This window comes from Bacillus sp. RO2 (assembly GCF_012911845.1).
Lineage (GTDB): Bacteria > Bacillota > Bacilli > Bacillales > Bacillaceae_I > Sutcliffiella_A.
The window spans coordinates 1-21,765 of the sequence record NZ_JAAXCU010000008.1 but is presented as its reverse complement, the minus strand read 5'-3'; the positions used below and the strand labels follow the sequence as shown (position 1 = coordinate 21,765).

21 protein-coding genes and 1 riboswitch are annotated in these 21,765 nt (G+C 44.9%); of the genes, 18 read left to right on the top strand and 3 right to left on the bottom strand.

Annotated elements, in window-relative coordinates:
- Positions 1-23: 23 nt before the first annotated feature.
- Positions 24-746: a hypothetical protein gene (locus HF078_RS00620; protein ID WP_169289389.1), complete on the top strand. Its 723-nt coding sequence runs from the start codon at positions 24-26 to the stop codon at positions 744-746.
- Positions 747-797: 51 nt separating this feature from the next.
- On the opposite strand, the gene HF078_RS00615 is transcribed toward HF078_RS00620, so the two are convergent.
- Complete coding sequence (locus HF078_RS00615; protein WP_169289388.1) at positions 798-2,336, bottom strand: glycine betaine uptake BCCT transporter; 1,539 nt, start codon at positions 2,334-2,336, stop codon at positions 798-800.
- A 210-nt stretch (positions 2,337-2,546) separates the two neighbouring features.
- On the opposite strand from HF078_RS00615, the gene HF078_RS00610 reads away from it, so the two are divergent.
- From HF078_RS00610 to purD, 14 genes are all read left to right on the top strand, one after another.
- The gene (locus tag HF078_RS00610) at positions 2,547-3,101 is read left to right on the top strand and encodes a DUF2179 domain-containing protein (protein WP_169289400.1); all 555 of its coding nucleotides are present in this window, start codon (positions 2,547-2,549) and stop codon (positions 3,099-3,101) included.
- Positions 3,065-3,271, top strand: a complete 207-nt coding sequence (locus HF078_RS00605) for an NETI motif-containing protein (RefSeq protein ID WP_169289387.1) — start codon at positions 3,065-3,067, stop codon at positions 3,269-3,271. Before HF078_RS00610 ends, HF078_RS00605 begins: the two co-directional genes overlap by 37 nt.
- Positions 3,272-3,373: 102 nt before the next feature.
- Positions 3,374-3,474, top strand: a riboswitch (purine riboswitch).
- A 313-nt stretch (positions 3,475-3,787) separates the two neighbouring features.
- Positions 3,788-4,276: a 5-(carboxyamino)imidazole ribonucleotide mutase gene (gene purE, locus HF078_RS00600; protein WP_169289386.1), complete on the top strand. Its 489-nt coding sequence runs from the start codon at positions 3,788-3,790 to the stop codon at positions 4,274-4,276.
- Positions 4,260-5,414, top strand: coding sequence for a 5-(carboxyamino)imidazole ribonucleotide synthase (gene purK / locus HF078_RS00595; RefSeq protein ID WP_169289385.1), 1,155 nt, complete (start codon positions 4,260-4,262; stop codon positions 5,412-5,414). Before purE ends, purK begins: the two co-directional genes overlap by 17 nt.
- The gene (gene purB, locus HF078_RS00590; RefSeq protein ID WP_169289384.1) at positions 5,411-6,703 is read left to right on the top strand and encodes an adenylosuccinate lyase; all 1,293 of its coding nucleotides are present in this window, start codon (positions 5,411-5,413) and stop codon (positions 6,701-6,703) included. The genes purK and purB overlap by 4 nt, the downstream gene beginning before the upstream one ends.
- Positions 6,704-7,128: 425 nt before the next feature.
- Positions 7,129-7,854, top strand: coding sequence for a phosphoribosylaminoimidazolesuccinocarboxamide synthase (gene purC / locus HF078_RS00585; RefSeq protein ID WP_277350498.1), 726 nt, complete (start codon positions 7,129-7,131; stop codon positions 7,852-7,854).
- On the top strand, positions 7,847-8,101 hold the full coding sequence (gene purS, locus HF078_RS00580; RefSeq protein ID WP_060664027.1) for a phosphoribosylformylglycinamidine synthase subunit PurS: 255 nt from the start codon (positions 7,847-7,849) through the stop codon (positions 8,099-8,101). Before purC ends, purS begins: the two co-directional genes overlap by 8 nt.
- On the top strand, positions 8,098-8,784 hold the full coding sequence (purQ, locus tag HF078_RS00575) for a phosphoribosylformylglycinamidine synthase subunit PurQ (protein WP_169289383.1): 687 nt from the start codon (positions 8,098-8,100) through the stop codon (positions 8,782-8,784). The genes purS and purQ overlap by 4 nt, the downstream gene beginning before the upstream one ends.
- Positions 8,768-10,990 (top strand): phosphoribosylformylglycinamidine synthase subunit PurL, encoded by a 2,223-nt coding sequence (gene purL / locus HF078_RS00570; RefSeq protein ID WP_169289382.1) that lies wholly within the window; start codon positions 8,768-8,770, stop codon positions 10,988-10,990. The genes purQ and purL overlap by 17 nt, the downstream gene beginning before the upstream one ends.
- The gene (purF, locus tag HF078_RS00565; protein WP_169289381.1) at positions 10,975-12,390 is read left to right on the top strand and encodes an amidophosphoribosyltransferase; all 1,416 of its coding nucleotides are present in this window, start codon (positions 10,975-10,977) and stop codon (positions 12,388-12,390) included. The genes purL and purF overlap by 16 nt, the downstream gene beginning before the upstream one ends.
- A 272-nt stretch (positions 12,391-12,662) precedes the next feature.
- A complete protein-coding gene (purM, locus tag HF078_RS00560; protein WP_169289380.1) occupies positions 12,663-13,703 on the top strand; it encodes a phosphoribosylformylglycinamidine cyclo-ligase in 1,041 nt (346 codons plus the stop codon).
- Positions 13,700-14,290, top strand: coding sequence for a phosphoribosylglycinamide formyltransferase (gene purN / locus HF078_RS00555; RefSeq protein WP_169289379.1), 591 nt, complete (start codon positions 13,700-13,702; stop codon positions 14,288-14,290). Before purM ends, purN begins: the two co-directional genes overlap by 4 nt.
- Positions 14,287-15,816: a bifunctional phosphoribosylaminoimidazolecarboxamide formyltransferase/IMP cyclohydrolase gene (purH, locus tag HF078_RS00550; protein WP_169289378.1), complete on the top strand. Its 1,530-nt coding sequence runs from the start codon at positions 14,287-14,289 to the stop codon at positions 15,814-15,816. Before purN ends, purH begins: the two co-directional genes overlap by 4 nt.
- A gap of 229 nt (positions 15,817-16,045) precedes the next feature.
- Entirely contained in the window at positions 16,046-17,317 is a 1,272-nt protein-coding gene (purD, locus tag HF078_RS00545) for a phosphoribosylamine--glycine ligase (RefSeq protein ID WP_169289377.1), read from the top strand.
- On the opposite strand, the gene HF078_RS21140 is transcribed toward purD, so the two are convergent.
- A complete protein-coding gene (locus HF078_RS21140; protein WP_346775159.1) occupies positions 17,292-17,375 on the bottom strand; it encodes an EYxxD motif small membrane protein in 84 nt (27 codons plus the stop codon). The genes purD and HF078_RS21140 overlap by 26 nt on opposite strands.
- 128 nt (positions 17,376-17,503) lie before the next feature.
- Positions 17,504-17,818: a YgaP family membrane protein gene (locus tag HF078_RS00540; protein ID WP_169289376.1), complete on the bottom strand. Its 315-nt coding sequence runs from the start codon at positions 17,816-17,818 to the stop codon at positions 17,504-17,506.
- 200 nt (positions 17,819-18,018) lie between these two features.
- Here HF078_RS00540 and HF078_RS00535 point away from each other — a divergent pair, with 200 nt between their 5' ends.
- Genes HF078_RS00535 through HF078_RS00525 form a run of 3 tightly spaced genes read left to right on the top strand, consistent with a single transcriptional unit; the run spans position 18,019 to position 21,201 of the window.
- Positions 18,019-19,764 (top strand): adenine deaminase C-terminal domain-containing protein, encoded by a 1,746-nt coding sequence (locus HF078_RS00535; RefSeq protein WP_169289375.1) that lies wholly within the window; start codon positions 18,019-18,021, stop codon positions 19,762-19,764.
- A gap of 45 nt (positions 19,765-19,809) precedes the next feature.
- Positions 19,810-20,862 carry a DUF3048 domain-containing protein gene (locus tag HF078_RS00530; RefSeq protein ID WP_169289374.1) on the top strand — a complete coding sequence of 351 codons (1,053 nt, stop codon included), beginning with the start codon at positions 19,810-19,812 and terminating at the stop codon, positions 20,860-20,862.
- 27 nt (positions 20,863-20,889) lie between these two features.
- The gene (locus tag HF078_RS00525) at positions 20,890-21,201 is read left to right on the top strand and encodes a YerC/YecD family TrpR-related protein (protein WP_060664037.1); all 312 of its coding nucleotides are present in this window, start codon (positions 20,890-20,892) and stop codon (positions 21,199-21,201) included.
- Positions 21,202-21,765: the final 564 nt, after the last annotated feature.

Sequence of the window (21,765 nt, the reverse complement as noted above, 5' to 3'; positions counted from 1 at the left end):
ATTACACAATAGGGAGATATATCATGAAAAAAAGAAATTTATTTTTCTTCGGAAGTATCCTTATTTTAATCCTTCTGGGATGGTTTTCTTATGAAAAAGTTACTGATGATGCCTACGAGGGAATGACAATTATTCCGGAACAACAAAAAGATATTCCTTTGTATAAAGGTTTAAAGGCTTCCAGGAGCCAATATGAAATAGAAGGCGATCGCTGGGAGGATATATATTCTTTTTATCAAAAGGAACTTCCTAAGCATGGCTGGAAGGTTGAGTATATACAATCTGCTCTGGATGACGAAGGGGAGGAAAATGATTGGTCTGGTTTTTATTCGAGTTGGAGAAAAGATGGCTTTGACGGAGTGCTGCAAATATCTGCGCACTATCAATCCTTTAATGAAAAAACCGAAGTTATTTTCGATAAACACCCAATCATTACAACAACACCTTGGATCAAGGATATACCAACCAGCATTTGCATTTATGCAAAGCTAGAAGATAGTAATTGTTCTAAAATAACTGATAAATCCAAAATCCTAGAAGTTCAATCGCTAATAAATAATGCAATAGATAGGGAGAAAGAAGACCAAATCCCTAAAAGGAAAAAGGCAAGTATTCTTGTTGTTGGTGACCTTGAAATTGAAGTTTATTATGAAAGTGATATGGAAATATATTTTCTATCAGAAAAAGGATGGAAGATAATGAAGCCAGACCCAACATTCTTTGAAGTAACGAACCTTTCACCATAATAAATGGCAAAACGCTCAGATAAATTCTGAGCGTTTTGCTTTTTGCGTATGTTAGTCCTTTTTCTCCCCACTCACCGGTTTCGTGACGTTGGTGAATTTTTCGCCTTTGAATGATTTCATGAGCGAGAAGACCATGAGAATCATGATGATGGCGAATGGGAAAGCGGCGATGATGGAAGCGGTTTGAAGTGCTTTGAGTCCGCCTGTCCATAATAGGATCGCTGCTGCTGCCGATTGGATAAGCCCCCACACAAACTTGATGGAGTTTGGTGGATGCAGGCTGCCGTTGGTTGTTTGCATGCCAAGGACAAAGGTTGCTGAATCTGCTGAAGTGATGAAGAAGGTGCAGATCAGGAAGATGGCAAGACCGGACATGATCAAGCCAAGCGGATAGTTTTGCAAGACAGAGAACAGTGCGACTTCCGTGCCAGACTCGGTAATGACACTATACACCGGGATGCCTTCAAAATACTCCAAGAATATCGCAGATCCTCCGAATACGGAGAACCATAGTCCGCCGAAAATAGTTGGAACCAATAAAACTCCAAGCAAGAACTCACGAATTGTACGACCTCGTGAAATGCGGGCGATGAACGTACCTACAAATGGTGCCCAAGCGATCCACCATGCCCAATAGAAAATGGTCCAATCCTGAACCCATGAATTGTCTGCGTCAAACGGGAACAAACGGAAGCTCATGGATGGCAAATTTTGAATGTAGCTTCCAACGGTTGTTGTAAACAGATCCATAATAAAATTGGTTGGACCTGCGAACAGCAAGAACAACATTAATGATATAGCGAGCACGACATTCAGGTTACTTAAATATTTGATCCCCTTGTTTAACCCTGTCTGTGCCGATAACATAAACAGTACGGTCACCACTGCAATCACGATCAGTTGAGTCGTGATATTGTTTGTGATAGCCGGGGTTACGCTCGCAAGGCCGCCACTAATTTGGATAGCTCCGAGTCCCAGGGAAGTAGCAACTCCAAAGATAGTAGCGAACACCGCGATAAAGTTAATGAAGGTACCAAGATTGCCATCGACCCGATCGCCTAAAAGTGGTCGTAAGATGGAGCTGATAACTCCTGGTGAGCCTTTTCTAAACTGGAAATACGCTAATGCGAGCGCGATGACAGAATAGATGGCCCAAGGATGCAGTCCCCAATGGAAAAATGAATAGCGCATTGCTACCCTGGCCGCTTCAGCCGTCTCTCCTTCCCCAGTCGGTGGGGCGAAAAAATGATACATCGGCTCTGAAGCACCCCAAAATACTAATCCGATACCCATCCCGGCACTAAATAACATCGCAAACCATGTGATGTAATTGTATTCCGGTTCGTCCGTGTCTTTGCCAAGTTTAATACGTCCGAATTTAGTGAATATAAGAATAATGCTAAATAACAAAAATCCTGTTGCAGTTAAAAGGTAAAACCAACCGAACTTATCTACAATAAAATCTTGTACAGCTTCTGTTACAGGCTTTAAAGCGGCGTCTCCCAACATGCTTGCGGGAATTACACCCCAAATGATGAATAAGACAGCAACAATAATAGAAACAATAAACACAGGGGTTGTTTTCTTCAAAATATTTTCACTCCTTTAATGATTTCTCATCACTTCTTTCATAAATTAAGTATTTGTAACAAAAACGACAGCTATACCATACTAACACTTCTGGGACTTTAGACCAATTAATTTACCTTAAGTGTTTACAGGTTATAGCAGGTTCCATTAGAATTAGATACTAGATTTAGGCTCTAGGAGGCAGGTATCTTGCTTGAAAATAGTTTAGTTATGGTAGCAATCATTATCATTATCAATATTGTCTACGTATCATTTTTTACGATACGAATGATTTTGACTTTAAAGGGACAGCGTTATTTGGCTGCGGGAATCAGCATGGTAGAGGTTGTCATTTATGTGGTCGGTCTAGGCCTGGTACTGGACAATCTGAATGAAATCCAAAACTTGGCTGCCTACGCACTGGGATATGGTGTTGGCGTCATTGTCGGGATGAAAATAGAAGAAAAGCTTGCGCTTGGATACACCACAGTAAATGTCATTACGAAGGAATATGACAAGGATCTGCCAAAGCTTTTGCGTGAAAAAGGGTACGGGGTGACCAACTGGCAGGCAAATGGACTGGAAGGCGACCGAATGGCCTTGCAAATTTTAACGCCTCGAAAATACGAAGTGAGCTTGTATCATGCCATCAAAGAGCATGACCCTAAGGCATTCATCATTGCCTACGAACCAAAAACCATTCACGGTGGTTTCTGGGTAAAAGCTGTAAAGGAAAGGAAAATTAAAGAATGGGTAAGACGCCGCGAAAACGAAAATTCGAAGTAATGGAAAATGAAACGATCAGTGATTGCCTTGACCGAATGGCAAAAGAAGGCTACATGCCCTCACGCCGGATGGAAGAGCCCATTTTCCAGGAGACGGTAAAAAATGGTCACAAAGAAGTGCATCCGATTGGAAGAAAAATATTATTTGAAGGCAAATTAATTGAAAAATAACACCAAAATACGAACATTAATCGACAAACAAACTACATTGTTCATGATTTCCGTTGACATTAACGAAAATTGACGGTAAGATAAACGTAGATAAAAACGAATTAAAAACAAATAATGAAACCTCATATAATTTTGGGAATATGGCCCATAAGTCTCTACCCGACCGCCACATTGGTCGGACTATGAGGGGAAGTTAACACCATCTATGTTTTTCATGGCGATTCCGTTTGTTTACCTATGCGATGAAAGCCCAGATGGACTGCTTTCCCTCCTAATACAGGGACAGTCCATCTGGGCTTTTCTGTTTTAAATTACTGGTTTGATTGACTAGAAGTTGAACGTATTAACCTGGCTGATTGGAGTGGAAGGCGCGCAGACGCCCGCGGGAGGAAGGGACAGGGGAGACCCCGCAACGAAGTGAGGAGGCTCCCGGACCGCCCGCAGGCAAGCGAAGCGCCTGGAACGGAAATCAGCCGTTGAACAGAAAATTACTTAATCAAAAAGGGAGGCAACAAAATGAACGCTATAGTTGGAGTGATCATGGGAAGTACTTCCGATTGGGAAACAATGAAACATGCATGTGACATGCTTGACGAACTACATATACCATACGAAAAGAAAGTCGTATCCGCACACCGCACACCAGACCTCATGTTCACCTACGCAGAACAAGCAAAAGAACGAGGCCTAAAAGTCATCATTGCAGGAGCGGGTGGAGCAGCCCACCTACCTGGTATGGTAGCAGCAAAAACGACGCTCCCAGTAATCGGCGTACCAGTTCAATCCAAAGCACTAAATGGCCTGGACTCCTTACTTTCCATCGTCCAGATGCCAGGCGGTGTACCGGTTGCAACGGTTGCCATCGGAAAAGCGGGTGCGACAAACGCAGGTCTTCTTGCAGCACAGATGATCGGCGCGTATGACAGTAATACGGCAGAACGCCTTCAAGCACGAAGAGACGCAACAGAACAACAAGTGATAGAAAGTAGTGATCAGCTTGTTTAAACATATCGTACCACCAGCAACCATCGGAATCATCGGCGGCGGACAACTGGGTCGAATGATGGCGCTATCAGCAAAGGCAATAGGCTTTAAAATCGCAGTGCTTGACCCAACACCAGATTCTCCATGCGGACAGGTCGCAGACATTGAAATCACCGCGGCATTCAGTGATATGGAAGCGATCAAAAAACTTGCATCATTATCCGATGTCGTCACGTATGAATTTGAAAACATTGATTACGAAGCTCTGACATGGCTAGAAGAGAACGCTTACTTGCCACAGGGCAGCGAAGTGTTGAAAGTCACCCAGCATCGCGGAACAGAAAAAAGAGCGATTGAAGCGGCCGGTCTTCAGGTTGCACCTTTTATGGAAGTAACGACAAAAGCAGACCTTCATGAAGCCATCCAAAAAATCGGTTATCCGAGTGTCTTGAAAACATGCCGCTTCGGTTATGACGGCAAAGGGCAGGTAGTGTTGAAGGGCGAATCAGCTCTCGAACAGGCTGCAAAACTTTTAGAACACGGCGAGTGTGTCCTAGAAAAATGGATTCCTTTTGTAAAAGAAATTTCGGTTGTAGTAGCAAGAAGCACAACAGGTGAAATTAAAGCATTCCCTGTCGGTGAAAACGAACATAGAGAAAATATTTTATATAAAACAATCGCACCAGCAAGGGTTGATCAGATTCTAGAGATGAACGCAATCCAAAGTGCGATGACATTAGCAAGGCACTTCAATCTTATCGGGACCCTGGCAGTGGAAATGTTCGTCCTTGAAGATGGTACCTTCTATATAAATGAACTGGCACCAAGACCGCACAACTCTGGGCACTATACGATGGATGCTTGCGAAACCTCACAATTCGAGCAGCACATCCGAGCAGTGACTGGAATGCCTCTTGGCAAAACGACCTTATGGAAGCAAGCGGTAATGGTTAATCTATTAGGGGAGCATGTGGACGCGGCAATTGAACACATTCCACATTATGAAAATGCAAAGCTTCATTTATATGGCAAGCACGAGAAAAAAGAGAAACGAAAAATGGGACATATCAATATTTTAGCTGATACAATAGAACAGGCTTTGGAGCAAGAGGCTTCCTGGCAGATTTGGAACACAGTTGAACGGAGGATTTTAACATGATTGAACGTTATACAAGACCCGAGATGGGCGCGATTTGGACAGAAGAAAACCGATTTCAGGCTTGGCTTGAAGTAGAAATCTTAGCTTGTGAAGCATGGGCAGAACTTGGGGATATCCCGAAAGAAGACGTAAAGGTACTTCGTGAAAAAGCATCCTTTGATATCGAGCGCATTAAAGAGATCGAAGCGGAAACTCGCCATGACGTGGTTGCTTTTACAAGAGCGGTATCTGAAACACTTGGAGACGAGAAAAAGTGGGTGCATTATGGTTTAACTTCCACAGATGTAGTCGACACAGCACTTTCCTACCAGCTGAAGCAGGCTAACGAGATCCTACTTGCTGACATCGAACGCTTCGTTGCTATTTTAAAAGAGAAAGCGCAAGACCATAAATACACGGTCATGATGGGCCGTACACACGGTGTGCACGCAGAGCCGACAACATTTGGTTTAAAGCTTGCCCTATGGTACGAGGAAATGAAACGTAACCTTGAGCGTTTCAAGCAAGCAGCAGAAGGCATCGAGTTCGGAAAAATTTCCGGTGCGGTTGGAACTTACGCAAACATCAATCCGTTTGTAGAAGAGTATGTGTGTGAAAAATTAGGCCTGCAACGCGCGCCAATCTCCACACAAACGTTGCAACGTGACCGTCATGCTCATTACTTAAGCACACTGGCGTTGATCGCAACTTCTATCGAAAAGTTCGCAGTCGAAGTTCGTGGACTACAAAAGAGTGAAACACGAGAAGTGGAAGAGTTCTTCGCAAAAGGGCAAAAAGGATCTTCCGCAATGCCGCACAAACGGAACCCAATCGGTTCGGAAAACATGACAGGCCTTGCACGTGTAATCCGCGGGTACATGATGACAGCTTACGAGAATGTGCCACTTTGGCATGAGCGCGATATCTCCCATTCTTCAGCAGAGCGTATTATTTTACCGGACAGCACGATTGCATTGAACTACATGTTGAACCGTTTTGGCAACATCATCAAAAACTTAACGGTGTTCCCGGAAAACATGAAGCGCAACATGGACCGCACTTTGGGACTTATCTACTCCCAACGCGTGTTGCTTGCGTTGATCGACACTGGCATGTCCCGTGAGGAAGCGTATGACACAGTTCAGCCAAAAGCGATGGAAGCTTGGGAGAAGCAAGTCCATTTCCGTGAGTTAGTAGAAAGCGAAGAGAAAATCACGTCCCGCCTGACTCCGGCACAGATTGAAGACTGCTTCGACTACAACTACCACCTGCAGCATGTAGATACGATTTTTGACCGACTAGGGCTATAAAAAATAAATTGGTGAAGCACCGCTGTTGCTTTCCGCACTGGGCTTCGCTTTCCTAGGGACGGTGCTTGAGCCTCCTCACTTCGTTGCGGGGTCTCAAGCTACCGTTATCCCCCTCAGGACAAGGAAGGCTTCGGCAGCGAAACATCGCACGAAGAAAATGCGTAGCATTTTCGAGGAGTCTTCGCCCTGTGCTCCAAGCAACAGCTAGGTTGTTTTGTGATATTTGCAGTTCTATTCATTCAAAGTGATTTACCCTGGTGATTGGAGTGCAAGTTGTGAGACTCCTGCGGGAGGAAGGGACAGGGGAGACCCCACAGGCGAAGCCGAGGAGGCTCCCGGACCGCCCGCGGAAAGCGAGTGCCTGCAACGGAAATGAACAGGGAGTTACACAAAAACACATCTCTTTTTCACAAGGAGGCAAACCCATGATCTTGCAAAAGCAGGAACTATTATACGAAGGCAAAGCAAAACTGGTTTACTCAACAACCGACGAAAACATAGTCTGGATCCAATATAAGAATTCAGCCACCGCCTTCAACGGCGAAAAAAAAGCCGACATTACAGGCAAAGGCCGTTTGAATAACGAGATTACGAGCTTACTATTTTCCATGCTCACCGAAGCCGGAATCGAAAACCACTTCATCGAGCGCAAGTCCGAAACAGAACAGCTGGTGAAAAAAGTCGACATCATTCCACTTGAAGTCGTGGTTCGTAACATCACCGCCGGCAGTATGGCAAAACGACTTGGCATTGAAGAAGGACTAAAAATGGACCAACCAATCGTTGAATTTTACTATAAAGATGACTCACTAGGCGATCCGCTCATCACAGAAGATCATATTCAACTTTTAAAGCTTGCAACACCTGCAGAAGTGGACATTTTGAAGCATGTAGCGCGTAAGGTCAACGCGGTATTATCGGAATTTTTCGGAAATAAAGGTTTGAGATTAGTAGATTTTAAGCTGGAATTTGGTAAAACGGATGACGGACGAATTATCTTGGCTGATGAGGTGTCACCGGACACTTGCCGCCTGTGGGATATGGAAACGAATGAGAAACTTGATAAAGATGTGTTCCGCAGAAATCTTGGAAGTCTGACAGATGCATATGAAAAAATACTAGCACGTATCGGAGGAGAGCAGCATGTATAAAGTGAAGGTATTTGTAACGTTAAGAGAAAGCGTTTTAGATCCACAAGGAACAGCAGTGAAAAATTCGCTTCATAGTCTTTCTTATAAAGAGGTCGAGGAAGTTCGTATCGGAAAATTTTTAGAATTGACGATTGCAAAATCTGACCGTGACCTTGACGTGCTTGTAAAGGAAATGTGCGAACGTTTATTGGCAAATACAGTGATTGAAGACTTCCGTTATGAGGTGGAGGAGGTTGTTGGATCGTGAAATTTGCAGTCATCGTGTTTCCGGGCTCCAACTGTGATGTAGATATGTACCATGCGATCAAAGACGAGCTTGGGGAAGAAGTCGAGTATGTGTGGCATGATGCAACGAACCTAGAGGAGTATGACGGAATTTTACTTCCAGGTGGATTTTCATATGGAGATTACCTAAGATCTGGCGCAATTGCACGCTTTTCCAATGTCATGCTAGAAGTACAAAAAGCAGCAGAAGCTGGTAAGCCAATTTTGGGTGTATGCAACGGGTTTCAAATTTTGCTGGAATCAGGCCTTCTTCCAGGGGCAATGAGAAGGAATAAAAACTTGAAGTTTATGTGCCGTCCAGTGGAATTAAAAGTGGAGAATAACAAAACGATGTTCACGTCGGGGTACGAAAAAGATGAGATCATCACCATCCCCATAGCACATGGGGAAGGAAATTACTATTGTGATGAGAAAACTCTAGGGGAATTAGTAAGCAATGGGCAAATTGCTTTTTCCTATAATGGTGACAATCCAAATGGTAGTCTACATGATATTGCAGGGATTGTAAATGAAAAAGGAAATGTACTTGGTATGATGCCACACCCGGAAAGAGCGGTTTCTGAGCTGTTAGGCTGCGCAGATGGCCTTAAACTCTTTCAATCTATCGTTCGTAATTGGAGGGAATCACATGTCGTTACTTCTTGAGCCAAATCCAGAGATGATCAAAGCGGAAGGCATTTACCGTGAAATGGGACTAAGCGATGAAGAGTTCCTAATGGTAGAAAAAATTCTTGGGCGTTTGCCAAACTACACAGAAACCGGATTATTTTCGGTGATGTGGTCGGAGCATTGCAGTTACAAGAATTCCAAACCGGTATTGCGCAAGTTCCCGACAGATGGACCAAAAGTATTGCAAGGTCCTGGGGAAGGTGCCGGAATTGTGGACATCGGCGACAATCAGGCAGTAGTGTTCAAAATTGAAAGTCATAATCACCCGTCTGCCATCGAGCCATATCAAGGTGCGGCAACAGGTGTCGGCGGGATCATCCGCGATGTCTTTTCCATGGGCGCACGTCCGATTGCGTTATTGAATTCTTTACGTTTTGGGGAACTTACATCTCCACGTGTGAAATATTTGTTTGAAGAAGTGGTGGCAGGAATCGCAGGCTACGGAAACTGTGTGGGCATCCCGACAGTTGGCGGCGAGATCCAGTTCGACCCTGCCTATGATGGCAATCCACTTGTGAATGCAATGTGTGTGGGTCTAATCAATCATGAAGATATTAAAAAAGGGCAGGCAAAAGGTGTCGGTAATACGGTCATGTACGTTGGGGCAAAAACGGGACGCGACGGGATTCACGGGGCAACTTTTGCATCGGAAGAGCTTTCTGAAGCATCGGAAGAGAAACGTCCAGCTGTTCAGGTTGGCGATCCTTTTATGGAAAAATTATTATTGGAAGCTTGTTTGGAGATCGTGAAATGGGACGGCCTTGTTGGAATCCAGGACATGGGAGCGGCTGGATTAACTAGTTCTTCTGCGGAAATGGCATCAAAGGCAGGATCCGGAATTGAAATGAACCTTGACCTTGTTCCACAGCGTGAAACAGGCATGACTGGTTATGAAATGATGCTTTCTGAATCCCAAGAGCGCATGCTGATTGTGGTGGAAGCTGGACGTGAGCATGAAGCACACGAAATCGTTTCAAAATATGGCTTAGAAGCTGTATCTATAGGAAAAGTGACGGATGACAAAAAACTGCGCCTTGTTCACAAAGGTGAAGTGATTGCAGATGTACCGGTGGATGCGCTAGCTGAAGAAGCTCCTGTATACCATAAACCATCTAGCGAACCTGCGTATTACCGTGAGTTCCAGGAGATGGAGGTAGCGGTACCGGAAGTTTCGAACTACGAGGAGACGTTAGTGGCTCTATTAAAGCAACCGACAATCGCGAGCAAAGAGTGGGTTTATGATCAATATGACTATCAGGTTCGTACAAATACAGTAGTAGTGCCAGGTTCCGATGCAGCTGTTGTTCGTATCCGTGGAACGGAAAAAGCATTAGCCATGACAACGGATTGTAACTCCCGTTATCTATATCTAGATCCAGAAGTAGGTGGGATGATCGCTGTGGCTGAAGCCGCACGTAACATCGTGTGTTCTGGTGCGAAGCCATTAGCGATCACAGACTGCCTGAATTTTGGTAATCCGGAAAAGCCGGAGATCTTCTGGCAAATCGAAAAAGCGACAGACGGCATGAGTGAAGCTTGCCGCAAGTTAGAGTCGCCAGTAATCGGTGGAAATGTATCCTTATATAACGAAACAAACGGTGTGGCAGTTTACCCGACGCCAGTTGTTGGCATGGTTGGGTTGATTGATGATTTGAAGCATGTGACGACTCAGGAATTCAAAAATGAAGGCGACCTGATTTATGTGATTGGGGAAACGGCTTCCGAGTTTGGTGGAAGTGAGCTGCAAAAGTTAACGTATGGCAAGATTTTTGGGAAGGCACCTGCAATTGATTTAGATGTAGAAGCTAGACGTCAGGATGACCTATTGGCGGCAATCCGAACAGGATTAGTTGCATCTGCGCATGATGTGGCAGAAGGTGGAGTAGGTGTTGCTTTGGCAGAAAGTGCGATCGGTGCTCGTGGCTTGGGAGCGGCACTGACGCTTACAGGTGACATGACGTCTGCACTGTTCAGTGAAACGCAATCTCGTTTTGTTGTAACGGTTCGTCCAGAAAATAAAGAGGCATTTGAAGCAGCGGTGGCGGATGCTAGTTTAGTAGGAACTGTCACTGCAACTGGTAATCTTCATATTGAATCGGCATCCCGTGAAGTTGCGATCCATATGTCTGTGGACGACCTTCGTGATGCTTGGAAAGGAGCTATTCCATGCTTGCTGAATTAAAGGGCTTGAATGAGGAATGTGGGGTGTTTGGGATTTGGGGACATCCCGAGGCATCCCAAATTACCTATTACGGTTTGCATAGCCTGCAGCACCGTGGCCAAGAAGGCGCAGGGATTGTTTCAACAGATGGTGAGAAGCTTGTAGCGGTAAAAGGGGAAGGCCTTGTGAACGAAGTGTTCGGTAATGGTAGACTGCAAGAACTTGGTGCCGGAAAAGCTGCCATCGGCCATGTCCGTTATGCAACGGCAGGGGGCGGCGGTTATGAGAATGTTCAGCCTTTATTATTTCATTCTCAATCTGGCAGTCTTGCACTAGCGCACAATGGAAATCTCGTAAATGCGAATGCGCTCAAGCATCAGCTTGAGACGATGGGAAGTATTTTACAAACAACGTCCGATACGGAAGTTTTGGCTCATCTTATTAAAAGAAGTGGCTACACGCTTCTGAAAGACCGCGTGAAAAATGCGTTGTCAATGCTAAAGGGTGCATATGCCTTTTTAATCATGACAGAGACGGAAATGATGGTTGCGCTTGACCCGAACGGCTTGCGTCCACTGTCACTTGGTAAGCTGAACGATGCTTATGTCGTGGCGTCCGAAACCTGTGCGTTTGATGTAGTCGGTGCCGAATTTATCCGTGACATCGAGCCTGGAGAACTGTTGATTATCGACAATGGCGGATTGCATTCCGAGCGCTTTACGATGCATACCCAACGTGCGATGTGCAGCATGGAGTACATTTATTTTTCCAGACCTGACAGCAATATTGATGGCATCAATGTGCATACAGCAAGGAAAAGTCTTGGTAAGCAGCTGGCAATGGAATCAGGGATTGAGGCAGATGTGGTTACGGGTGTACCGGACTCCAGTATCTCTGCAGCAATCGGTTATGCAGAACTTTCAGGCATTCCATATGAATTAGGCTTGATTAAAAATAGATATGTGGGCCGTACGTTCATCCAGCCTTCCCAATCATTGCGTGAGCAGGGTGTGAAGATGAAGCTTTCTCCTGTCCGCGGAGTCGTGGAAGGCAAGCGTGTCGTGATGGTCGATGATTCGATCGTCCGCGGAACGACGAGCAGAAGGATTGTAAGGATGCTCCGTGAGGCAGGTGCGACCGAGGTGCATGTGCGCATCAGTTCACCACCGATTAAGAATCCATGTTTTTACGGAATTGATACTTCTACACATGAAGAGCTTATTGCCTCTTCTCATTCTGTGGAGGAAATGCGTGAGATTATTGGTGCAGATTCATTGGCGTTTTTGAGTCCTGGTGGCATGGTCGAAGCGATTGACCGCCCGTTTGACGGGGAGACTCGTGGGCAGTGTATGGCGTGCTTTACTGGCAAGTATCCGACGGAGATTTTTACGGACACGGTGCTGCCGCATGAGAAGTGCTAGACTTGGTAACATGTGGAAGAGCTGATTTTTGGAAAAGTTACAATAACAGTGGAAAAAGTCACAATCAGCATGGAAAAAGTTACAATCAGCGCTGAAAAAGTTACAATAACACCAAAAATAGTTACAATCCACTGAAAAGCCGCGTGAAGCAGGGTACAGTCACCCTAGAACTATTGAGAAACCAAACATCATTACTTTTTAAAAAAGCTTACAAAAAGCGGCGGGATTTTAAAGATTCGTCGCTTTTCCATTGGAAGGGAGACACAACACATATGGCAAATGCATACAAGCAAGCGGGTGTAGATATAGAAGCGGGCTATGAAGCGGTGACGCGTATGAAAAAGCATGTGGCTAGAACGATGAGGCCAGAGGTGATGGGAGGCCTGGGCGGATTTGGTGGCCTGTTTGACCTATCGGCAGTAAATGTGAAAAATCCGGTGCTCGTTTCCGGAACAGATGGAGTCGGGACAAAACTGATGCTTGCTTTCCAGCTCGACAAACATGACACCATTGGGGTGGATGCAGTTGCGATGTGTGTGAACGATGTTGTCGTGCAAGGAGCAGAGCCGCTATATTTTCTAGATTATATTGCATGCGGTAAGGCGGTGCCCGAGCGTATTGAGAGCATCGTAAAAGGAATCGCGGACGGCTGCGAGCAGGCAGGGTGCGCATTAGTAGGCGGGGAAACAGCGGAAATGCCTGGTATGTATGACGATACAGAGTATGATTTGGCAGGCTTTACAGTAGGAGTGGTAGAGAAGGAGCGATTAATTAATGGCTCCAAAATTGAACCCGGCAACGTATTGATCGGACTGAGTTCAAGCGGTATCCACAGCAACGGATACTCATTAGTACGTAAGATCGTGTTTGAAAAAGGCAAGCTGGACCTTGATAAAAAGTACGATGGCTTTGAGGGGACACTTGGTGAAGAGCTGCTAACGCCTACAAAAATCTATGTAAAACCAATTCTAGAAGTCCTAAAAAAATATGACATCAACGGAATGGCCCATATTACCGGTGGCGGATTTATTGAAAATATCCCGCGGATGCTTCCAGAAGGATTGCAAGCTGAGGTGGATTATGGCACTTGGCCGATACCACCGATTTTTGATCTTTTACAGGAAGTTGGCGAGCTAGATCGCAAAGAAATGTTCAATATCTTCAACATGGGAATTGGCATGGTGCTTGCCATTAACGAAGAGATTTTACCAGAAGTAGTGCAGATACTTGAAGCAAACGGGGAGAAAGCTTACTTGATTGGCCGTGTAAAAGAAGGCGAGGGTATCACATTTGGCGGAGGAGAAATCCGATGACAACAAGAATCGCCATCTTCGCATCAGGGAGCGGCTCCAATTTTCAAGCGATAACGGATGCGTGTCGGAAGGGCTTGCTCGATGCCACGCCTGCTTTGCTTGTCTGTGACAAGCCCGGTGCCTATGTAGTCGAACGTGCAACTGCAGCGGACATTCCCTATTTCGCATTTGCGCCTAAAAGCTATAAAACGAAAGAGGAATTTGAAGAACATATCCTCTTGGAGTTAAAAAGATATGAAGTAGATTTTATAGTGTTGGCAGGCTATATGCGTCTTATTGGACCGACGCTGCTTAACGCTTTTAAAGGGAAAATCGTTAACATCCATCCTTCCATATTACCAGCGTTCCCAGGCCTGGATGCGGTTGGTCAAGCGCTCGAGTATGGTGTGAAGCTAACAGGAGTGACCATTCATTTTGTCGATAAAGGTATGGATACCGGACCGATTATTGCGCAACAAGCAATTGAAATTGGCCAAGATGATACGCGAGAAACAGTAGAGAAAAAAATTCATGAGGTAGAACATTCCTTTTACCCAAAAACCTTACAACAACTTTTTTCAATCAAAGGAGAGGCAGCGATACGATGAGAGCATTAGTGAGTGTTTCCAATAAAGAGGGCATTGTCCCATTTGTACAACAATTAGTAGACCTAGGTGTAGAGGTTATCTCTACCGGCGGCACAAAAAAAGTATTGCAGGATAATGGTGTAAAGGTAATTGGTATTTCGGAAGTAACAGGCTTCCCAGAGATCCTTGATGGACGTGTAAAAACCTTACACCCGATGATTCATGGTGGATTATTGGCAATGCGTGACAACGAAAGCCATCAAGCGCAGTTAGAGGAGCACGGAATAACTCCGATTGATTTGGTTGTCGTGAACCTTTACCCTTTTAAAGAAACGATCTCTAAAGCGGATTCCACGTTTGAAGATGCAATTGAAAACATCGATATCGGCGGTCCGACAATGCTTCGTTCAGCAGCAAAGAATCATAAGGATGTTGCAGTTTTGGTGGACCCTATAGACTATGAGGGTGTAATTGCTGAATTAAAAGAAAGCGGGAAAGTGGAGGTAGAAACACGCCGTCGCCTTGCAGCAAAAGTATTCCGCCATACAGCAGCATATGATGCGATGATCTCCAACTATTTAACGGAAGCAGTGGAAGAGAAACATCCGGAATCTTTGACCGTTACGTTTGAGAAAAAACAAGACTTGCGTTACGGAGAGAACCCGCATCAACAAGCAGCATTCTACCAAGCACCATTAGCGTCCGAATTTTCCATTGCATCAGCAGAGCAACTTCACGGAAAAGAATTATCCTACAACAACATCAATGATGCAGATGCGGCATTGCAGATTGTAAAAGAATTCAAAGACCCTGCGGTAGTTGCAGTCAAGCATATGAACCCTTGTGGTGTAGGAACTGGCGCAACAACGGTGGAAGCATACCGCCGTGCATACGAAGCAGATCCTGTTTCCATTTTCGGAGGCATCATCGCCTTCAATACTGAAGTGGACAAAGAAACGGCAGAACTTTTACATGAGCTGTTCTTAGAGATTGTCATTGCGCCGTCCTTTAGTGAGGATGCGTTGGCTGTATTGAAGCAAAAAAAGAATATTAGACTTTTATTGGTCGATATGAACGGGGCAGGCGTGATGCAATCCCGCATGGTATCCGTTCGCGGAGGCCTTCTGGTGCAAGATGAGGACCAAGCAGGTTTTGAAGAAGCGACCATCACCGTTCCAACAAAGCGCGAACCGACTGAGCAAGAGTGGGCAGACCTAAAGCTTGCATGGAAAGTCGTGAAGCATGTGAAATCCAATGCCATCGTACTTGCAAAAGAAGGTCAGACTGTCGGCGTTGGTGCAGGACAGATGAACCGCGTTGGTGCAGCGAAAATTGCCATTGAGCAAGCTGGCGAAACAGCGGTAGGTTCCGCACTAGGATCAGACGCCTTCTTTCCAATGAACGACACCGTCGAAGCAGCCGCAAAAGCCGGCGTAACTGCCATCATCCAACCAGGTGGCTCCATCAAAGACGAAGACTCCATCAAAAAAGCCGACGAATACGGCATTGCGATGGTGTTTACAGGGATGAGACATTTTAAGCATTGATAGCAGATGGTCTTTAAGAATGAAAATGGGATTAGCCAATGATTACCCAGCTTTCCCCTGTTGACTGAAGTGCAAGGTGTGAGACTCCGGCGGGAGGTAGCGGTAGACTTGAGACCCCACAGCGCAGCGAGGAGGCTCAAGCACCGCCCAGCGGAAAGCGAACACCTGGAACGAAAGGAAACAGGGAGTTAGCGAATAAATATCCCTCAACACGTCAGGAGGAAAACCCATGAAAGTATTGGTAATTGGAAAAGGCGGCCGCGAACACGCCATCGCCTGGAAATTCGCACAAAGCCCATCCGTAACAGAAGTATTTATCGCACCAGGAAACATCGGCATGGAAACAGTCGGAAATCTTGTTCCGATCCAAGAATCAGACACGGACTCCTTAATCAATTTTGCAAAAGAAAACCAAATCGACCTTACCATGGTGGGCCCGGAAGTACCTTTACTAAACGGAATTGTCGACGCATTCCAAGCCGCGGGACTTCAAGTATTCGGACCAACCAAAGCAGCAGCTCTCATCGAGGGAAGTAAAGGCTTTGCCAAGGACCTTATGAAAAAATACGGCATCCCGACAGCTGGGTATGAAACGTTCACAGATTACGAAGAAGCAAGAACGTACATCGAAGGCAAAGGCGCACCGATTGTGTTGAAGGCTGACGGACTGGCAGCTGGAAAAGGTGTGGTAGTTGCCATGACGGATGAAGAGGCGTTTGAAGCGGTACACGAAATGATGGCGGAGTCAAAATTCGGAGCAGCATCCTCTAAACTTGTAATCGAAGAATTCCTTGAAGGAGAAGAGTTCTCTTTTATGGCATTTGTCAACGGTGAGAAAGTATATCCGATGGTGATTGCACAAGATCATAAACGTGCGTTTGACGGGGACATGGGACCAAACACAGGTGGCATGGGAGCGTACTCACCGGTTCCACAAATCCCAAATTCTGTTGTGGAAGAGGCAATGCAAACAGTACTGCTTCCAACTGCAAAAGCGATGGTAAACGAAGGACGCCCATTTGTAGGCATTTTATATGCAGGCTTAATTTTAACCAAGCAAGGTCCAAAGGTGATTGAATTTAATGCACGCTTTGGTGATCCAGAAACGCAAGTCGTGTTGCCAAGACTTGAATCAGATTTGGCGGAAGTGTTGACAGGGGTTCTACGTGGAGACGATGGGTTGGAGCTTAAATGGTCGAATGAATCTGTTGTTGGAGTAGTAATGGCATCCAAAGGCTATCCAGAAGCTTATGAAAATGGTGCAGTCATTGAAGGTGCAGATCAAGTTGGTGAAGGTTTGGTTTATCATGCCGGCACAGAAGCTAAAGATGGAAAGCTTGTAACAAACGGCGGCCGGGTGTTGTTAGTGGCTGCACAAAGCGACAGCTTAGAGCAAGCGCAGAAAAAAGTGTACGAAGAGTTGCGCAACATAACATGCGATAATCTTTTCTATCGCAAGGACATCGCCCACAAAGCTATTGCGTCCGGCGTTTCTTCTTAACAAAAACATACAAAATAGCAACAATCCCACCAATAATAGTGGCTAACACAAACGACATATCCGTTAAATACTCAAGCATTTTTCATACCTCCTTATATTGTTCGACGTGAGTGACGAAAACCCTTTGGGGGTCTGACCCCCAAAGGTGTTTTTTTTTGAGCTTTTTCTTTTTTTACCATCTTCCCCTCAAGAAGGGTTGTATGAGTCGGCTCCGCCGTCGCCGTTTGCTTTGGCTTCGAAGTCGTCGAAGTCGAAGTTGTAGTGGTTGTTTTCGCTGTTGTGGTCGTTGCGGTATTCTTGGAAGCGTTCAAAGCCTGCGGTCATCGGGCAGTAGCGTAGGATGCCTTCCGCAATTTTCATGCCTGCAAGGAGTGCCACAAGTTTGTAGGAGTCGCGGTGTGGACGACGAACCATTTTACTTGTAATCCACGCTAATGTAGCGAACCCTGCTGTGATGCGAATCATCGCATTGATGATGCTGATATTTGGTCTCACTTTCATTATAATCCCTCCAACGTATAAATTTTCTTGAGTTAAAGCGCTAAATTGCATTAATTTTCACATAATTATCAAGAACGGTAATGCAAGCAAAACTCTGTTGTGGTAACATGGTAAAAAGAGGTTATATCAAAATAATATTCACTAAATGAACTATACAGATGTGATAAAGATACAATCTCACAAAGAGTGGGTGATAAATCATGCATGAACAAGCATATAGATGGAAAAACAAAAAAATACGAGAACAGGTTGCCGTTATAGACGGAAAACAGGCACCAACCTTGGTTCTGACAAATGCAACATACTTAAATGTGCAGTTAAAAGCGTGGATGACGGCAAATATCTGGATCCATGAAGACCGAATTGTCTATGTAGGGGACCAGCTACCTACAAACACTGAAAACACGGAAATGGTTAATTGTGAATCGTACTATCTTGTACCGGGTTACATTGAACCACATGTTCATCCGTTTCAACTTTATAATCCCCTGTCGTTTGCTCAATATGCATCTAAATTAGGAACAACGACCTTCGTGAATGACAACTTGATGCTTACTTTGCAGATGACAAAAAAGAAAGCGTTTTCTTTTATAGAAGAAATGAACAAAACTGCTGCGACGATGTATTGGTGGTGCCGATTTGATGCGCAGACGGAGATAAAAAATGAGGACGAAATCTTCTCGACTCCCAATATGAAAAGTTGGCTAGATCACCCTCTTGTTATGCAGGGCGGGGAATTGACAAGTTGGCCGAAATTAATGGCGGGAGACGATTTGATTTTACATTGGGTTCAAGAAGCGAATGCACGCAAAAAGCCAGTGGAAGGGCATTTTCCCGGTGCTTCGGAAAAGACACTGACCAAAATGCAGCTGCTTGGCATTCACAGCGACCATGAGGCGATGAATGGAGCGGATGTAATCAACCGAATTTCACAAGGGTATCATGCTTCTTTGCGTTATTCGTCAATCAGACCAGACCTACCTTTAATTTTAGAAGAGCTTGAAGCATCAGGTGTTCATTACTATGATCAAACCTTCTTCAACACAGACGGCTCGACACCGAGCTTTTATGAAAGCGGTGTCATAGACCAGACCATCGCAATTGCATTAGACAAAGGAGTGCCGGCAATAGAGGCATACCGGATGGCATCCTATAATGCAGCAAAACATTTCGCAATGGATAAGTTGCACGGGAGCATTGCACCTGGCCGGATAGCAAATATCAACTTCCTAAAGGCAAAAGAAGAGCCTACTCCCGTTTCGGTCCTTTCCAAAGGCCTGTGGGTCACTAGGGACAACGAACAGGTCAAGGGAGCTTTTCCTGCCCAAAATTGGTCTGAGCTTGGCTTAGAGCCAATGAAACTCGATTGGAATTTAAGTATGGATGATCTGCAATTTTCGATGGCGCTTGGGATGGAAATGGTCAACGAAGTAATCATTAAGCCATATACTATCTCAGTGGATGTGTCAGGTGACAGCCTGTCGACTTCCCATGATCAGTCGTATCTTATGCTAATCGATCGTAAAGGAAAATGGCGCGTGAACACGATTCTAAAAGGGTTCGGGACACATGTTCAAGGGTTTGCGAGTTCCTATTCCAATACAGGAGATATCGTTCTGATAGGGAAAGACAAGAGCGCCATGCTAAAAGCCTTCCAACATATGAAAGACTTAGGAGGGGGAATGGTGCTGGTGGAGGATGGAGAAGTCATTTGCGACATCCCATTACCGCTTGCAGGCGGATTATCAGATTGTAGCATGGAAGACCTGATGAAGCAGGAAACAGAACTGCGAAATCAGTTGTTTGAAAGAGGCTACAGTTTCAATGATCCTATCTATACATTATTATTTTTATCATCTACACATCTTCCCTATATTAGAATAACACCTAGAGGAATATACGATGTGATGAATAAAACGGTACTCTTTCCGTCAATAATGCGTTAAAATATAAAAGTATGTAAAAATACTAAAGGTTGTGTTTATGTTAGGATGAGTAGGAATAAGACGTTGTTATTGGCGTGCCTTATGCTGATGTTGGCAGGCTGTCAATCCAACGATGAAAAAAACGTTGAAACTAGTCAAGAGCAAAGTGAAGAGACCACAGAAGTAGCGATAGAAGAGGAAGAGCAGGTGGCGACAGAAGTTTCTGAACTGACGGAGCAAGCACCGTTAACTGGAGAAATGATGGCAGAGAAAATAGATGCCCGTCCTGTTGCGGTAATGGTGAACAATGATATAAAAGCTAGGCCACAGTCTGGTTTGCATAAAGCAGACGTTGTTTATGAAGTACTGGCAGAAGGCGACATTACCAGGCTCCTTGCCATTTTCCACAGTGAAATGCCTGAAACAGTCGGTCCTGTCAGAAGTTCAAGAGCTTATTTTGTAGACCTGGCAAAAGCCTATGACGCCTTGTATGTATTTCATGGTTGGAGTCCTGGTGCCAAAGAGAAGATACAAGCAGGGGAAGTAGATGGAATAAATGGTCTGACCTATGACGGAACACTTTTCAAACGAGCGAGTTTCCGTAAGGCGCCGCATAATTCATACATCAGTTCTGCAAATATCCAAAAAGGCGCAAAGCAGCTAAATTATGAGACACAAGCGGAGGTCGCACCTTTCACATTTTTGAAAAAAGGGCAAATCAATCCTCATGAAGCCACTGCTTTAGAACAAGTAAAAATTGAATACTCATCCAGGCAGGCAACACATATTGAATATAGATATGATGCGGAGAAAAAAGCATACGTCCGTTATAGCGGCGGCGTGAAACACACGGACCTTGAAACAAAAGAAGAGATTATTGCACATAATGTGTTACTTGTGGAAGCGGCTCATCTTGTGGTAGATAAACAAGGAAGAAGAGAAATCGATATTACCTCAGGCGGCAACGGGGTGCTCATCCAAAATGGAGAGCGTTTCGATGTGGAATGGAAATCGGTGGACGGCAAGATCCTCCCCTACAAAAACGGCGAACAGGTCCCACTTGTCCCGGGTAAAACGTGGATTCAGATTATTCCAGATTTAAATAAGGTCACATACTAGTCTTAATAAGCAAAGGAGAAATCAAACATGCAAATCAATAAACTACGTGGAAAAGAACTGGATCAACTTTTTGAATCTATTCTTTCTTTAAAAGACATGGAAGAGTGCTATCGATTCTTCGACGACCTCTGTACCATCAATGAAATCCAATCTTTAGCACAGCGCCTAGAGGTGGCAAGAATGCTGAGAGAAGGTTTCACGTATCATAAAATCGAGACAGAAACTGGTGCAAGTACTGCGACCATCTCTCGTGTGAAGCGTTGCTTGAATTACGGTAACGATGCTTACGAGATGGCGCTTGAGCGTATTGCAGAAGAAAAGAAGACAGAAGAAGTGTAAAAGTTTTTAGATGGCCCGTTGCGCTGGAGTGCAGCGGGCCACTTTTTGGGATTGGGTACCATTCTATATGCCAGAACGGGTGGGGAAACCCGCATGAAAAGTCTAATAGAAGGGTTCTATACGCCCGAACAGTAGGGAAGCCTTGATGAAAAGTTTAATAGAAGGGTTCTATACGCCCGAACAGTAGGGAAGCCTTGATGAAAAGTCTAATAGAAGGGTTCTATACGCCCGAACGGTAGGGAAGCCTTGTTGAAAAGTCTAATAGAAGGGTTCTATACGCCCGAACAGTAGGGAAACCTTGATGAAAAGTCTAATAGAAGGGTTCTATACGCCCGAACAGTGAGGACACCCGCATAAAAAAGTTAAAAAGCGGATACCTATACACCCGACTGGAGAGAAAACCCGATTGATAAGGTAAATAGGGGAATTCTATACACCCGAACGTTTAGAAACCCCGTCTGAAAAGTCTAATAGAATAAATCTATACTCCCGAACAGTTAGGAAACCCGCATGAAAAGTCTAATAGAACGATTCTATACGCCCGAGCAGTGAGGAAATCCGCAT

What these genes read in the sequence shown, in the direction of transcription:
- purE (WP_169289386.1), top strand. Translation starts at nt 3,788, where the DNA reads ATGAACGCTATAGTTGGAGTGATCATGGGAAGTACTTCCGATTGGGAA.
- HF078_RS00610 (WP_169289400.1), top strand. Translation starts at nt 2,547, where the DNA reads ATGGTAGCAATCATTATCATTATCAATATTGTCTACGTATCATTTTTT.
- HF078_RS00525 (WP_060664037.1), top strand. Translation starts at nt 20,890, where the DNA reads ATGCAAATCAATAAACTACGTGGAAAAGAACTGGATCAACTTTTTGAA.
- purF (WP_169289381.1), top strand. Translation starts at nt 10,975, where the DNA reads ATGCTTGCTGAATTAAAGGGCTTGAATGAGGAATGTGGGGTGTTTGGG.
- purB (WP_169289384.1), top strand. Translation starts at nt 5,411, where the DNA reads ATGATTGAACGTTATACAAGACCCGAGATGGGCGCGATTTGGACAGAA.
- purN (WP_169289379.1), top strand. Translation starts at nt 13,700, where the DNA reads ATGACAACAAGAATCGCCATCTTCGCATCAGGGAGCGGCTCCAATTTT.
- purM (WP_169289380.1), top strand. Translation starts at nt 12,663, where the DNA reads ATGGCAAATGCATACAAGCAAGCGGGTGTAGATATAGAAGCGGGCTAT.
- purD (WP_169289377.1), top strand. Translation starts at nt 16,046, where the DNA reads ATGAAAGTATTGGTAATTGGAAAAGGCGGCCGCGAACACGCCATCGCC.
- HF078_RS00620 (WP_169289389.1), top strand. Translation starts at nt 24, where the DNA reads ATGAAAAAAAGAAATTTATTTTTCTTCGGAAGTATCCTTATTTTAATC.
- purL (WP_169289382.1), top strand. Translation starts at nt 8,768, where the DNA reads ATGTCGTTACTTCTTGAGCCAAATCCAGAGATGATCAAAGCGGAAGGC.
- purH (WP_169289378.1), top strand. Translation starts at nt 14,287, where the DNA reads ATGAGAGCATTAGTGAGTGTTTCCAATAAAGAGGGCATTGTCCCATTT.
- HF078_RS00535 (WP_169289375.1), top strand. Translation starts at nt 18,019, where the DNA reads ATGCATGAACAAGCATATAGATGGAAAAACAAAAAAATACGAGAACAG.
- HF078_RS00530 (WP_169289374.1), top strand. Translation starts at nt 19,810, where the DNA reads ATGAGTAGGAATAAGACGTTGTTATTGGCGTGCCTTATGCTGATGTTG.
- purS (WP_060664027.1), top strand. Translation starts at nt 7,847, where the DNA reads ATGTATAAAGTGAAGGTATTTGTAACGTTAAGAGAAAGCGTTTTAGAT.
- HF078_RS21140 (WP_346775159.1), bottom strand. Translation starts at nt 17,375, where the DNA reads ATGTCGTTTGTGTTAGCCACTATTATTGGTGGGATTGTTGCTATTTTG.
- HF078_RS00540 (WP_169289376.1), bottom strand. Translation starts at nt 17,818, where the DNA reads ATGAAAGTGAGACCAAATATCAGCATCATCAATGCGATGATTCGCATC.
- purC (WP_277350498.1), top strand. Translation starts at nt 7,129, where the DNA reads ATGATCTTGCAAAAGCAGGAACTATTATACGAAGGCAAAGCAAAACTG.
- HF078_RS00605 (WP_169289387.1), top strand. Translation starts at nt 3,065, where the DNA reads ATGGGTAAGACGCCGCGAAAACGAAAATTCGAAGTAATGGAAAATGAA.